The following is a 13,686-nucleotide window of genomic DNA, read 5'->3' as shown; positions in this document are numbered from 1 at the left end:
CACCAATGCTCCGCAGTGGCTCAATCCTCCGCCTTGCGATCCACGGCACCAGACCCCGCTCGCTCATCCGGCCTGATCCGAAAGAAACTCCCTAGGGCCGAGAGCGGCCCGGACCTGGTCAAGGATCGAATGCGCTCCCTGGTCGATGAGCGAAGTGGCCAGGGATGCGCCGAGCTTTTCCGGTTCTGTGGACGGACCGGTCACAGTCCCGGCGACCCGGAGGCGTCCGTCCAGTGACGTGACCTGGCCCGTGAGGGCGAGTTCCCCGTTGGGCAAGGTCTCACCGTATGCGCCCACGGGCACACTGCACCCTCCGTGAAGCTCGGCGAGCAGCGTGCGTTCGGCCCGGACCGCTGCGTCGGCAGCCACATCTCCGATCGTGGACAACAAGGCGCGGAGCGGCGCCGAATCGTCGTCCGTCCGGACCTGGATGCCGAGCGCGCCCTGTCCGGGGCTCGGCGGGAACAGGTCGAGCGGCAACACTTCCCCAATGGCGTCATCGAGCCCCAGCCGGCGAAGGCCCGCCACTGCCAGAACCACAGCGTCGAGCCCCATCGTTTCGATCTTCTTGAGGCGGGGAGGGACGTTCCCCCGGATGGGCACCACATCGAGATCGGGTCGTACGGCGAGTAGTTGAGCAACACGGCGCGGAGCCCCCGTGCCGACCCGAGCCCCTTTTCGGAGCCCCGCGAGAGTGGACCCGCACAGGGCGTCGCGTACGTCTTCCCGCCCTGGCGGGGCCAGCAAGGTAAGGCCCTGCGGGTTCGACGTAGGAAGGTCTTTCAGCGAGTGGACCACCACGTCGACATCGCCTCGGGCCAGCGCCGCTTCCTGTTCGCTGCTGAACGCCGATCCACCACTGACAGCCGACACGGCGGACAGAGCCGACTTACGGTCCTTGTCGCCCCCTTCCAGGATCACCCGATGAATGAAGGTGATCCCGGGGAGCCGTTCACGCAGGGGGCGCAGATACTCACGCACCTGCGCTTTGGCGAGGTTGCTGGCGCGGGAACCGACAAGGTACGTGGCCACAGGGACCCCATTCCGAAGCCTGACAGGGTTTCACCAGGCTATGGGGCTTGTACGCGTACTCATACAGACACCGGGTCGGAAACGGAGCTGCTACGCGTTGCCCCGACCGTCGCCCTCGGACCGGTCGTTCACCTACGTGCCCCGCCCCGGAACCGCGTAGCCGAGACCCGCCGGGTATCGGCAGTGACAGCCCCGCTCGTGCACGCGCCGGGCGGGGCTCCTTCTCCGCCTGACCCGGCACAGCGGAGGGCGCGGGGACCACCGGGCCGGCTCGCCCCACCCCCGGAAAAACCCCTGTGACCAGGGGGCCCCGGTGCCTAGCATGATCCGCTATGGCTTTCACCAACGAGCACATAGTCGAGCAGGCCCTGGAGCGGATCGGCTCGGGCTATGTCTTCCCCGAGAAGACCGCCGCCATCACGACCGCGATCATGGACCGTCTTGCGGCCGGAGCGTACGAGGGGCTGGACGGGCCCGCTCTCTGCGAGGTCGTGACGGGTGACCTTCAGAAGGCTTGCCCGGACAAGCATCTGCGGCTGCTCTGGAGCGAGGAGCCGCGGTCGCTGAAGCCCGTGGACGACGACGGAGGGGAGGCCGCGTTCCGCGCGCTGCTCCGGGCGGAGGGGCAGGGGATCCGTCGCGTCGAGCGGCTGGAGGGGAACGTCGGGCTCGTCGAGCTGCGGCGCGTCGCCACCGCCGTCGAGGGTGCGAGCGCGATCGGCGCGGCCATGGAGCTGGTCGCGGGCAGCTCCGCGCTGGTGCTGGACCTGCGGGCCTGTCTCGGCGGGTCCCCGGAAGGGGCGGCCATGTGGTGCAGCTACTTCTTCCCGGACGACCAGGTACACCTGAACGACATCTACGACCGGGGTACGGACACGACCCGCCAGTTCTGGACGGCCGGGCACCTGCCCGCACCGCGGTACCTGGACCGCCCGGTGTACGTACTCACCGGCGAGGCCACGTTCTCCGCGGGCGAGGACATCGCCTACACCCTCCAGGCCCACGGCCGGGCCGTGGTCGTCGGCGCGACCAGCCGGGGCGGTGCCCATCCCACGGACCGCCACCCGGTCACCGAGCACATTCTGGTGACGGTACCGACGGCACGGACCATCAGCACCGTCACGGGCACCAACTGGGAGGGCGTGGGGGTCGCTCCGGACCTGCCGGTCCCGGCGGACCGGGCCCTGGACGAGGCGCTCAAGGCCGCGGTGGGCTGAGCACGGCCGAGCCCCGTCCGGTACGCCGGAAGGGGCCGGGTCCGGGACCCGCCGCGGGAGCTACCGGGCCATGATGAGGCTCATCGCCTCCGCGCGGGTCGCCGGGTCGCGGAGCTGGCCGCGGACCGCGGAGGTGATGGTCTTGGCGCCGGGCTTGCGGACACCGCGCATCGTCATGCACATGTGCTCGCACTCGACCACCACGATCACACCCCGCGGTTCGAGGATCTCCATCAGGGAGTCCGCGATCTGGGTGGTGAGGCGCTCCTGGACCTGGGGGCGGCGGGCGAAGACGTCGACCAGGCGGGCCAGCTTCGACAGGCCGGTGATCTTTCCGTCGGCGGACGGGATGTATCCGACATGGGCGACGCCCACGAACGGCACCAGGTGGTGCTCGCAGGAGCTCATCACCTCGATGTCCTTGACCAGGACCATCTCGTCGTGACCGAGGTCGAACGTGGTGGTCAGAACGTCCTGCGGCTGCTGCCAGAGCCCCGCGAATATCTCGCGGTAGGCCCGCGCGACCCGCGCCGGGGTCTCCAGCAGTCCCTCCCGGTCGGGGTCCTCGCCGACCGCGATGAGCAGCTCGCGGATCGCGTTCTCGGCGCGCTTCTCGTCGAACTCGCCGATCGGATGCGCGTCGCCGTTCAGCGTCACCGGGTCGGTCATCAGTGCCTCGTTCCTCGTTGCTCCGCACGGGCGTGCGAAATGCCGCGTCCCCCCAGGCTAAAACCTGGGGGGACGCGGCAGCCATCCCGGGGCGGGGTGTGACACGGGCGACACAGCCCGTTCACCCCTGCCGTCAGCTGGGCTCGGGGCGGTCCTCCGGAGCGACCTCCAGGCCGGGGGCCTTGGCGGTGTCGATCGCGGGGGTGCCGTTGGCTCCGGCGGTGTTCGTCAGTGCCAGCTCCTTGGGGGAGAGCACCGGCGGACGGGTGGAGGGAGTACGGCGGGAGGAACCGGTCCACGCGGGGCGGGCCGGGCGCTTGACGATCGGCGCGAAGATCTCGGCGATCTCCTCCTTGCCGAGGGTCTCCTTCTCCAGGAGCTGGAGGACCAGGTTGTCGAGGACGTCTCGGTTCTCGACGAGGATCTCCCAGGCCTCGTTGTGCGCGGTCTCGATCAGCTTCTTGACCTCTTCGTCGACGAGCGCGGCGACCTCTTCCGAGTAGTCGCGCTGGTGCGCCATCTCCCGGCCCAGGAAGGGCTCGGTGTTGTCGCCGCCGAACTTGATCGCGCCGAGGCGCTCGGTCATGCCGTACTGGGTGACCATCGCCCGGGCGGTGGTCGTGGCCTTCTCGATGTCGTTGGCCGCGCCGGTCGTCGGGTCGTGGAAGACCAGCTCCTCCGCCGCCCGCCCGCCCAGCATGTACGCCAGCTGGTCGAGCATCTCGTTGCGGGTGGTGGAGTACTTGTCCTCGTCCGGCAGGACCATCGTGTAGCCGAGGGCCCGGCCGCGCGACAGGATGGTGATCTTGTGGACCGGGTCGGCGTTCGGAGAGGCCGCCGCGACCAGGGCGTGTCCGCCCTCGTGGTACGCGGTGATCTTCTTCTCCTTGTCCGACATGATCCGGGTCCGCTTCTGCGGTCCCGCGACCACCCGGTCGATGGCCTCGTCGAGCGAGTGGTTGTCGATCAGCTTCTTGTCGCTGCGCGCGGTGAGCAGCGCGGCCTCGTTCAGCACATTGGAGAGGTCCGCACCGGTGAAGCCGGGAGTGCGCCGGGCGACCGCGCCCAGGTCGACGTCCGGGGCGACCGGCTTGCCCTTCTGGTGGACCTTGAGGATCTCCAGACGGCCCTGCATATCGGGGCGGTCGACCGCGATCTGCCGGTCGAAGCGGCCCGGGCGCAGCAGCGCCGGGTCGAGGATGTCGGGCCGGTTGGTGGCGGCGATCAGGATGACGCCGCCCTTCACATCGAAGCCGTCCATCTCGACGAGGAGCTGGTTGAGAGTCTGCTCGCGCTCGTCGTGGCCGCCGCCGAGGCCGGCGCCGCGGTGCCGGCCAACCGCGTCGATCTCGTCGACGAAGACGATCGCCGGGGCGTTCGCCTTGGCCTGCTCGAAGAGGTCGCGCACCCGGGAGGCACCGACACCGACGAACATCTCGACGAAGTCGGAGCCGGAGATCGAGTAGAAGGGGACGCCCGCCTCACCGGCGACAGCGCGGGCCAGCAGCGTCTTGCCGGTACCGGGCGGGCCGTACAGCAGCACACCCTTGGGGATCTTGGCGCCGACGGCCTGGAACTTGGCCGGCTCCTGGAGGAACTCCTTGATCTCGTGGAGCTCCTCGACGGCCTCGTCGGACCCCGCCACATCGGCGAAGGTCGTCTTCGGGGTGTCCTTGGTGATCAGCTTGGCCTTGGACTTCCCGAAGTTCATCACCCGGGAGCCGCCGCCCTGCATCTGATTCATCAGGAACAGGAAGACCAGCACGATCAGCACGAAGGGCAGCAGCGAGAGCAGGATCGAGACGAACGGGCTCTGCTTCGAGGGCGAGACGGTGTAGCCCTTGGAGATGTCCCCGGCTTCGAACTTCTGCTGGAGCTTCGCGGCGAGATCGGAGCCCTGGGTCCCGATATAGCTCGCCTGGATCTTGGAGCTGCCCTTGATCTTCTGGCCGTCCTTCAGCTCGGCCTTGATGATCTGGTCGTCTCCGGTGGTCAGCTTGACCTGTTCGACCTGGTTCTTGTCGATCGCCTGAATGACCTGGCCGGTGTCCACCGTCTTGTAGCCGCCCGAGGAGCCGACGACCTGCATCACCACGACCACGGCAAGGACGACCAGCACGATCCACATGACCGGCCCACGGAAGTATCGCTTCACGTCCATCCATACGGGGCGGACTCGCCCCGTTCCTCCTGCCCGTAGGTAAATGCTGCTGTGAGAAAAGACTGTTCTTCGGAAGGTACCCCAGCTTGACAACCGTGACCGCACGGTACGGCGACAAACCCGCCCTCCCAGGCATCAACGGCGAGAGGGGCCGGTTGGTTCCCACCGGGTTTCCACCGGATTTCCCGGCGGGTGCCGCGGACGGCCGCGCCGGGGGCCGCGAGGGCCCCGAAGGGGGGTACGGAAGGCCCCGCCGGGGCCTTCCGCGGGAGCGTCAGCCGCCGTAGACGTGCGGCGCGAGAGTGCCGACGAACGGCAGGTTGCGGTACTTCTCGGCGTAGTCGAGGCCGTAGCCGACGACGAACTCGTTCGGGATGTCGAAGCCGATCCACTTCACGTCGATCGACACCTTTGCGGCATCCGGCTTACGCAGCAGCGTGCAGACCTCGATCGACGCGGGCTCGCGCGATCCCAGGTTCGACAGCAGCCAGGACAGGGTCAGGCCGGAGTCGATGATGTCCTCGACGATCAGGACATGACGGCCCTTGATGTCGGTGTCGAGGTCCTTGAGGATCCGGACGACACCGGAGGACTGGGTGCCCGCGCCGTACGACGACACCGCCATCCAGTCCATGGTGACCGGGCTGGACAGGGCACGGGCCAGGTCCGCCATGACCATCACGGCGCCCTTGAGGACACCGACGAGCAGCAGCTCCTTGCCCGCGTACTCCGCGTCGATCTTCGCGGCCAGCTCCGCCAGCTTCGCGTCGATCTCTTCCTTGGTGATGAGCACCGACTGGAGGTCGGTGCCCATGTCCTTCTCGTTCACGCGGTCGCTTTCTCTCTCGCCGGGGGGAGGCGCTGGTGACCCCGGACGCCGGGGCGCCTCGGCCTGGTCGGCCGCGGGCCGTGTCAGCCTTGCCGGATGACAAGTCTGCCACTCTGCCGGCGGGCCTCGACGCGGCCCGGCAGATTGATGGCTCCCTGGCCGCGCCAGCTCGTGATCAGCCGGTCGACCTCCTCGACATGGCGGGCGAAGAGCGACCCGGCGGGCGAGCCCGCGTCGATCACGGCCCGGCGCAGCACCCGGCGGCGGACGGCGGGCGGCAGCGCGTAGAGCTTGGCGCACTCCAGTTGTCCGGCTTCGTCCCGTACGGCGGCGTCCGCGTCGGCGGCCCAGGTGTCGAGCGCGTCGGCGTCGTCGCGGGAGAGCTGGGCGGTCCGGGCGAGCGCCTCCACGACTCCCTTGCCGAGGGCCTTCTCCAGGGCCGGGAGGCCCTCGTGGCGCAGCCGGGAGCGGGTGTAGGCCGGGTCGGCGTTGTGCGGGTCGTCCCAGACGGGCAGCGCCTGGACCAGGCACGCCTTGCGGGCGGTCTGCCGGTCCAGCTCCAGGAAGGGGCGGCGGTAGCGGCGGCGGGCGCCGGAGACGGCGGCCATCCCGGAGAGCGAACGGATCCCGGAGCCCCTGGCGAGCCCCAGGAGGACGGTTTCGGCCTGGTCGTCGCGGGTGTGGCCGAGGAGTACGGCGACGGCGCCGTGGCGTTCGGCGGCGGCGTCGAGCGCGGCGTACCGCGCGTCCCGGGCGGCGGCCTCGGGGCCGCCGTCCCGGCCGACCCGGACGGAGACGGCGTCGACCGGGTCGAGGCCCATCGCGGCGAGCCGGCTGGCGACCTCGGCGGCGCGCAGGTCGGAGCCGTCCTGGAGGCCGTGGTCGACGGTGATGCCGCCCGCGCGGATATTCAGCTTGCGGGCCTCGAAGGCGAGCGCGGAGGCGAGCGCCATCGAATCGGCGCCGCCGGAGCAGGCGACCAGTACCAGCGGCCCGGTGGCGGCACCGGCCGCGGCGTGGGAGGCGGGGGTCGCGGGGCGCGGCAGGGCCGATACGGGCGCGGCCGCGGGGGACGTGCCGGCGTCGGTGAGGCGGGAGGCGGGGGCCGGGGGGTGGTCGAGACGCAGGGGCCGCTCGGGGCGGGGCACGGCCCGGCCGGGGGCGGGGGTGCCGGGGGCCGTGGCGGTCCCGGCGGTGGCTCCGGCGCCCGGGACGGGCCCGGATCCGGTGGTGGCGCCCACTCCGGCGGGTGCCCCGGAGCCGGTGACCGCTCCGGAGGCCGTCGCGGCGGCCTGGCCGGCCTGGCCGGCGGCGTATTCGGTCAGGATGTCGTGCAGTACGCGGCGGACCGCCAGGCGTATCGCCGCGACCGCTGGATGGGGACCCATATCCGGTGCCCTTCGTGGAGAGAATTCGGGAGGGGGCCTCTGGGGGCGCCTCCGGGTGGCGTTGCGCTGCCGACTCAGAGAATCGTCACTCAGAGTGCGTCGATGGTGACAGAAGCGGGCCGTTCTCCGAGCATCGCACGCCTATCCCCGGCCTCAGGGTCCCTCGGACGGGTGATGCTGTGCCCTCCAGGGGGCGTCCCCCGCCCCCCTGACGGCGTACACCCCCGGTGCGCTCATGCCTCCGCCCGCCCGTGCACCCGCGCGACCCAGTCCGCCGGTTTGGCGATCTCCGCCTTGGTGGGGAGGGTGTTCGGCGAGGTCCACACCCGGTTGAAACCGTCCATCCCGACCTCCTGGACCACGGCCCGTACGAACCGCTCGCCGTCCCGGTACTGCCGCAGCTTGGCGTCCAGGCCGAGCAGCTTGCGCAGCGCCACGTCCAGTCTGCTCGCCCCGCGCGCCCGGCGCTGCTGGAACTTCTCCCGGATCTCGGCGACGGACGGCACCACCGCGGGGCCGACCCCGTCCATCACAAAGTCGGCGTGCCCCTCCAGCAGGGACATCACGGCCGTGAGCCGCCCGAGGGTCTCGCGCTGCGCGGGGGTCTGCACCAGCTCCACGAAGGAGCGGCCGCTGTCGTTCTCCTCGCCCTCGGGGCGGGCGCCCGCCAGCGACTGGGCGGCCTCCCGGAGCCGCTCCAGCACGGTCATCGGGTCGACCTCGGTCTGGTCCAGGAACGACTGGATCTCCCCCTGGAGGTGGTCGCGCAGCCACGGCACCCCGGTGAACTGGGTGCGGTGGGTCTCCTCGTGGAGGCAGACCCAGAGCCGGAAGTCGTGCGGGTCGACCTCCAGCTCCCGCTCCACATGCACGATGTTCGGCGCCACCAGCAGCAGCCGTCCGCCGCCGTCCCCGGCGGGGAGCTCGCGGGTGGGCGGGGCGAAGGTCTCGTACTGTCCGAGGACCCGGGACGCCAGGAACGACAGCAGCATGCCCAGCTCCACACCGGTCACCTTGCCGCCGACCGCGCCGAGTACGGCGCCGGTGGGGCCGCCGGGCCTGCGGTCCTGCATCTTCGCCAGCAGCGGCTTCAGCAGTTCGCGGAAGCCGGCGACGTTCGCCCGGACCCAGCCGGCCCGGTCCACCACCAGGACCGGGGTGTCCTCGGGCCGGTGCGTCACGGGGATCATCCGGGTGAAGCCCCGGACGTGCTCCTCGGACGCCCTGGCGTGCCGGCGCAGCTCGGCGACGACGGCGCGGGCCTCGTCCTTGCTGACGTCGGGGCCGGGGCGTACGAAGCGGGTTGCGGTCGCCACGGCGAGATTCCAGTCGACCATCTCGGTTCCACCCAAGCTCGTCATGCGGTCAACGGTACGTGCTCCCCTCCGGGGCGGCCCCGGATCACCCCCTGGGCCCCGGGCCCGGGGAGCCCCGGGAGCCCCGGGGCAGGGGCGGGCACCTGCGCGGGGAGCCCCGGGTCGCCCGGCGTGGCCGCCGTCATGGGCCTCGGGCCTCGGGCCCCGGGGGCGGGACGCGCCGAGCGTCCGGCGGCGGAATGCTGTGCTGCGTCTGCACACCGTCCGTGGCTGTTCGCGCAGTTCCCCGCGCCCCTGGCTGCTCCCCTCCAGTCGCTTCAGAAGGAACCGAACCCGGCAGGGCGGCACGGAGACGAGGCGCTTGTGCAGAGGGTTCTCAGGGGCGCTGGGGCTCGGATCCGGGGGCGGGACGCGCCGAGCGCCCGGCAGGCGGACGTCGTACGGCGCCGGTACGCCGCCGGTGGTTGTTCGCGCAGTTCCCCGCGCCCCCAAACCCCCCGCTCAAGCGCCTTGTCTCTGTGCCACCCTGCCGGGCGGGGTTCTCTCCGGGGATGCCGGAGGGGAAACACCTGACCCGGGGCATGGGGCGCCCGTCCCGAGGCGCTTGCTCGGGGCCGCCGGTTGGGAGGGGCTCGGGGTCAGGGAGTTGTCAGGGTGGTGGCGAGGCGGTCGAGGGCGGGTTGGGCGGCGGTCGGGGACGGGGTGCCGTTGGCCAGGAAGGCGAAGGCCAGCAGCGTGCCGTCCGGCGCCGGGACCGTGCCCGAGAGGGCGTTGACGCCCGTCAGCGTGCCCGTCTTGGCGCGGATCAGGCCGCTGCCGGGCGAGGTGCCCGTATGGCGGGACTCCAGCGTGCCGGTGAAGCCGCCGACCGGCAGGCCGGTGAGGACCGGGCGCAGTCCGGGGTGCCCGGGTTCGGCCGCCCGGGCCAGCAGGGCCGTCAGCAGGCGGGGGGTGACGCGGTCCGCCCGGTCCAGGCCGCTGCCGTCGGCGAACCGGGCCCCGGCCAGCGGCACCTTGAGCACGGCGAGCTGGTCCCGGACCGCCCGGCCCGCGCCCGCGAAGCTCGGCTCCTCGTGCCGGGCGATCGCGGTCTGCCGGGCGAGGGATTCGGCGATGTCGTTGTCGGACTCGGTGAGCATGCGCTCGACGACATCGGTCAGCGGCGGCGAGAGCACCTCGGCGAGCGGCTTCGAGCCGGCGGCCGGGCGGCGGGGGGCGGTCTCGCCGTCGACGGTGACGCCCTCCTTCTCCAGGAGGTCCCGGAAGGCGCGGGCGGCGTCCCCGGCCGGGTCCGCGACGCGGTCCGCGGCGCCCGTGGAGCGGGGGTCGGCCCGCCCCTGGTCGACCATGAGCGGGGTGACCCGGGCGATATTGCCGTTGACCCCGATGGGGTGCAGATCGGGCCCCCGGTAGGCGGAGGTGTCGTAGCCGAGGGACACCGTGGTCACCTTGCGGGCCCGGAGGTCTCCGGCGGTGCGCCGGGCGAGGGTGCGCAGTCCGGCCCGGTCGAGGGTGGCGTCGCCGCCGCCCACCAGGGTGAGCGACCGGGCGTCGGGCGTGGCGCTGACGGTGGTCGGAACGCGGTGGTACGGCCCGAGGGCGGAGAGCGCCGCCGCCGCGGTGGCGATCTTGACGGTGGAGGCGGGGACCATCGCCCGCCCGGAGTCGCGTCCGTACAGCTCCCGTCCGGTGGCCAGGTCGACGACGGAGACTCCGGGCCGGGTCCCGAGCCCGCGGTCGCGCAGCAGCGGTTCGAGTCTGCGGGCGAACTCCGCCGCCGGGCCGCCCGCCGCCTCGCCGCGGGCGGCCGCGGTCCGCGGCGCGGTGCCGAGGGCGGCCAGCACGGGCTGCGCGCTGGGTGCGGGGGCCGGGCCCGCGGGCCGCCGGTGGGTGCCGGTTCCGCCGCCGGGCTCGGTACGGGCCTCGGCGGCCCGGTCCCGTTCCGCCGTACGCCGGCCGGAGTCCCAGGGTCCCGCCGCGGTGACCGCACCGGCGGCCAGGGCCAGTCCCAGCGCGGCAGCACCCGTCACGAGCTGCCACGTTCGGATGTCCGGCACCTCGCACCAGCCCCTTTCGCGATCACACACCTGCGTGAGAGACACTTAATCACCAGAACTGCGTCTTGCCGCGAACATGGCACCCCGGCCGGCGGTCAAGACCGCCCGGCCGGGGGTCCGGGGTTTCCGCCCGGAAGGGCACAGCACCACCCCGACGTACCAGACGTATGTGTTGATCATGGAGGAGCCACCCGTGGAGTTCGACGTCACCATCGAGATCCCGAAGGGTTCGCGGAACAAGTACGAGGTCGACCACGAGACGGGCCGTATCCGCCTGGACCGGCGCCTCTTCACTTCGACCAGCTACCCCGCCGACTACGGCTTCGTCGAGAACACCCTCGGCGAGGACGGCGACCCGCTGGACGCGCTGGTCATTCTCGACGAGCCGACCTTCCCGGGCTGCCTCATCAAGTGCCGGGCCATCGGCATGTTCCGGATGACGGACGAGGCCGGCGGCGACGACAAGCTGCTGTGCGTCCCGGCGTCCGACCCGCGGGTCGAGCACCTCCGCGACATCCACCACGTGTCGGAGTTCGACCGCCTGGAGATCCAGCACTTCTTCGAGGTCTACAAGGACCTGGAGCCCGGCAAGTCCGTCGAGGGCGCCGACTGGGTCGGCCGCACCGAGGCCGAGGCGGAGATCGAGGCCTCCTACAAGCGCTTCGAGTCGCAGGGCGGCCACTGACCGCAGGCGTACAGCCAGCCGGTCCGGTGCGGGCGGGACACCCTCGGGGGTGTCCCGCCCGCACTGCTGTGTCCGGCCGGGCCGGGGAGGGACGGGCCGGGGGCGGCGGGGCCGTCGGGGGTGTCCGGAGCGGGCGGTGGGGCAGGCGTGCATCCCGGGGTCGTCACCTGTGCGATCCCCGCACATACTGATCGGGACGAGGAGAGAGGGAAGGGAAGGGGCGTGTCCGAGGAGTCCGGAGCGGCGGCGCACGAGACGGGTGACGGGGATTCCGGTACGGGTCCGGACGCAGGGACCGGGGCTGGTACGGGTGCCGGTCCGTCTCCCGAGGCGGGGTCCGGTTCCGGTACGGATCCGGACGCGAACACGGACGCAGAGTCCGGTACGGACGCCGGTTCCCATACGGATCCGGACGCGGGCACAGGCCCCGGTACGGGTCCCGGCGCCGGGGCGCGGAAGGCCCGCGCGGACTCCTACCGCTCCCGCCCAGCCGACCCCGGCCCGCCGCCGCCCGCCGACGACCACCCCTCCTCCGAGTTCGCCGTCCCGCAGGGCGTCGCCCCGCCCGATGCGGCCGAGGAGGAGCAGCCGACGTCCGAGTTCGCCGTGCCCACCGGGGTCGCCGAGCCCGCGGTGCCGGAGCAGGAGGGCTCCGCGTTCGCGACTCCGGCCACCTACCGGGCGCGCCGCTCCCCCACCGCCTTCACGCCCGCCGACGGTGTGCCCAAGGTCGCGCTGACGAAGGACGCGCCCTGGCAGGACCGGATGCGCACGATGCTGCGGATGCCGGTCGGCGAACGGCCGGTCCCGGAGGTCGTGCAGCGGCACGACGAGACCGGTCCGGCCGTGCCCCGGGTGCTCGACCTGACCCTGAGGATCGGCGAGCTGCTGCTCGCGGGCGGGGAGGGCGCCGAGGACGTCGAGGCGGCCATGTTCGCGATCTCGCGCTCGTACGGGCTGGACCGCTGCGAGCCGACGGTCACCTTCACCCTGCTGTCCATCACCTATCAGCCGTCCCTGGTCGACGACCCGGTGACGGCGAACCGCACGGTACGGCGCCGGGGCACCGACTACACCCGGCTGGCGGCGGTCTTCAAGCTGGTGCACGACATCAGCAGCCCGGACACCGAGGTGTCGCTGGAGGAGGCGTACCGCAGGCTCGCGGAGATCCGCCGCAACCGGCACCCCTTCCCCGGCTGGGCCCTGACGATCGCGGGCGGGCTGCTGGCCGGGGCGGCGTCGGTCCTGGTCGGCGGCGGCTATGTGGTCTTCGTCGCGGCGGCGGTCTCGGCGATGCTGGGCGACCGGCTGGCGTGGCTGTGCGCGGGGCGCGGGCTGCCGGAGTTCTACCAGTTCGTGGTGGCGGCGACACCCCCGGCCGCGATGGGCGTGGCGCTGTCGCTCTCCCCGCTGGACGTCCGGGCCTCCGCGGTCATCACCGGCGGGCTGTTCGCGCTGATCCCGGGGCGGGCGCTGGTCGCGGGCGTCCAGGACGGGCTGACCGGCTTCTACATCACGGCCGCGGCCCGGCTGCTGGAGGTCGGCTATCTGATCGTCGGGATCGTGACGGGTGTGCTGAGCGTGCTCTATCTGGGCATCGCGCTGGGCGCCGAGCTGACTCCGGAGACGGCGCTGCAGACCGTGGAGCGGCCCGAGGTGCAGCTGGTGGCGGCGATGGCGCTGTCGTTCTGCTTCGCGGTCCTGCTCCAGCAGGACCGGGACACCGTGCTGCTGGTGACGCTGAACGGCGGGGTGGCCTGGTCGGTGTACGGGGCGCTGGCGCTGACCGCGAACATCCCGCCGGTGGCGGCGACGGCGGTGGCGGCGGGTCTGGTGGGGCTGTTCGGGCAGATGCTGTCGCGCGCGCAGCACGCTTCGGCGCTGCCGTACATCACGGCGGCGATCGGTCCGCTGCTGCCCGGTAGCGCCACGTACTTCGGGCTGCTGGCGATGGCGCAGGGCCAGCTGAACGCCGGGCTGGCGTCGCTGTCGAAGGCGGCGGCGCTGGCGCTGGCGATCGCGATCGGGGTCAATCTGGGCAGCGAGCTGTCCCGGCTGTTCCTGCGGGTCCCGGCGGTCGCGGGCGGACTGCCCGGCCCGTCCCTCCGCCGCCGTGCGGCCAAGCGGACCAGGGGCTTCTGACCTGGCGGAAGGCGGATGCCCCTGGCCCGGAGTACGCCCCGGGCCCGGGGGCGGGCTTCCGGCCGGCCGGAGCACGTACGCCCAGGGCCCGGGGTCGCGGCGGGTACCCGGACGACGAGAGCCGCGCCCGTACGTCCACGGGCGCGGCTCCCTCCGGCGCGGTGTGCGCACCGGAGCCTCGGGGGCCCTG

At 72.3% G+C, this 13,686-nt stretch carries 10 protein-coding genes; 3 read left to right on the top strand and 7 right to left on the bottom strand.

The window, feature by feature from the left end; genetic code table 11:
* Positions 1-63 precede the first annotated feature (63 nt).
* Entirely contained in the window at positions 64-1,032 is a 969-nt protein-coding gene (gene hemC, locus ACWDR0_RS03940) for a hydroxymethylbilane synthase (RefSeq protein ID WP_456350011.1), read from the bottom strand.
* A gap of 332 nt (positions 1,033-1,364) precedes the next feature.
* Between hemC and ACWDR0_RS03935 the strand changes: the two genes are divergently transcribed.
* Positions 1,365-2,249 (top strand): S41 family peptidase, encoded by an 885-nt coding sequence (locus tag ACWDR0_RS03935; protein ID WP_456350010.1) that lies wholly within the window; start codon positions 1,365-1,367, stop codon positions 2,247-2,249.
* Positions 2,250-2,309: 60 nt separating this feature from the next.
* Here ACWDR0_RS03935 and folE read toward each other — a convergent pair whose 3' ends face one another.
* From folE to dacB, 6 genes are all read right to left on the bottom strand, one after another.
* Positions 2,310-2,918: a GTP cyclohydrolase I FolE gene (gene folE, locus ACWDR0_RS03930; protein ID WP_456350009.1), complete on the bottom strand. Its 609-nt coding sequence runs from the start codon at positions 2,916-2,918 to the stop codon at positions 2,310-2,312.
* 133 nt (positions 2,919-3,051) lie between these two features.
* Positions 3,052-5,079, bottom strand: a complete 2,028-nt coding sequence (ftsH, locus tag ACWDR0_RS03925; protein WP_456350008.1) for an ATP-dependent zinc metalloprotease FtsH — start codon at positions 5,077-5,079, stop codon at positions 3,052-3,054.
* A 274-nt stretch (positions 5,080-5,353) separates the two neighbouring features.
* Positions 5,354-5,893, bottom strand: coding sequence for a hypoxanthine phosphoribosyltransferase (gene hpt, locus ACWDR0_RS03920; RefSeq protein WP_146484453.1), 540 nt, complete (start codon positions 5,891-5,893; stop codon positions 5,354-5,356).
* A gap of 98 nt (positions 5,894-5,991) precedes the next feature.
* A complete protein-coding gene (gene tilS, locus ACWDR0_RS03915) occupies positions 5,992-7,296 on the bottom strand; it encodes a tRNA lysidine(34) synthetase TilS (RefSeq protein WP_456350007.1) in 1,305 nt (434 codons plus the stop codon).
* A gap of 233 nt (positions 7,297-7,529) precedes the next feature.
* Positions 7,530-8,657: a zinc-dependent metalloprotease gene (locus tag ACWDR0_RS03910; protein WP_456350006.1), complete on the bottom strand. Its 1,128-nt coding sequence runs from the start codon at positions 8,655-8,657 to the stop codon at positions 7,530-7,532.
* 593 nt (positions 8,658-9,250) lie between these two features.
* Positions 9,251-10,669, bottom strand: coding sequence for a D-alanyl-D-alanine carboxypeptidase/D-alanyl-D-alanine endopeptidase (gene dacB, locus ACWDR0_RS03905; protein ID WP_456350005.1), 1,419 nt, complete (start codon positions 10,667-10,669; stop codon positions 9,251-9,253).
* A gap of 193 nt (positions 10,670-10,862) precedes the next feature.
* On the opposite strand from dacB, the gene ACWDR0_RS03900 reads away from it, so the two are divergent.
* Both ACWDR0_RS03900 and ACWDR0_RS03895 read left to right on the top strand, forming a co-directional pair.
* The gene (locus tag ACWDR0_RS03900) at positions 10,863-11,354 is read left to right on the top strand and encodes an inorganic diphosphatase (RefSeq protein ID WP_456350022.1); all 492 of its coding nucleotides are present in this window, start codon (positions 10,863-10,865) and stop codon (positions 11,352-11,354) included.
* 222 nt (positions 11,355-11,576) lie between these two features.
* Positions 11,577-13,496: a threonine/serine exporter family protein gene (locus ACWDR0_RS03895; protein WP_456350004.1), complete on the top strand. Its 1,920-nt coding sequence runs from the start codon at positions 11,577-11,579 to the stop codon at positions 13,494-13,496.
* The last annotated feature ends 190 nt before the right edge of the window (positions 13,497-13,686 follow it).

It is taken from the genome of Streptomyces sp. NPDC003691 (assembly GCF_053981115.1).
The sequence above is the reverse complement of the archived record's forward strand: the minus strand, read 5'-3'. Positions and strand labels throughout refer to the sequence as shown.

Excerpts from the sequence above, each read along its gene's own strand:
- ACWDR0_RS03935 (WP_456350010.1), top strand. The coding sequence starts at position 1,365 with ATGGCTTTCACCAACGAGCACATAGTCGAGCAGGCCCTGGAGCGGATC.
- folE (WP_456350009.1), bottom strand. The coding sequence starts at position 2,918 with ATGACCGACCCGGTGACGCTGAACGGCGACGCGCATCCGATCGGCGAG.
- ftsH (WP_456350008.1), bottom strand. The coding sequence starts at position 5,079 with ATGGACGTGAAGCGATACTTCCGTGGGCCGGTCATGTGGATCGTGCTG.
- hpt (WP_146484453.1), bottom strand. The coding sequence starts at position 5,893 with ATGGGCACCGACCTCCAGTCGGTGCTCATCACCAAGGAAGAGATCGAC.
- tilS (WP_456350007.1), bottom strand. The coding sequence starts at position 7,296 with ATGGGTCCCCATCCAGCGGTCGCGGCGATACGCCTGGCGGTCCGCCGC.
- ACWDR0_RS03910 (WP_456350006.1), bottom strand. The coding sequence starts at position 8,657 with ATGACGAGCTTGGGTGGAACCGAGATGGTCGACTGGAATCTCGCCGTG.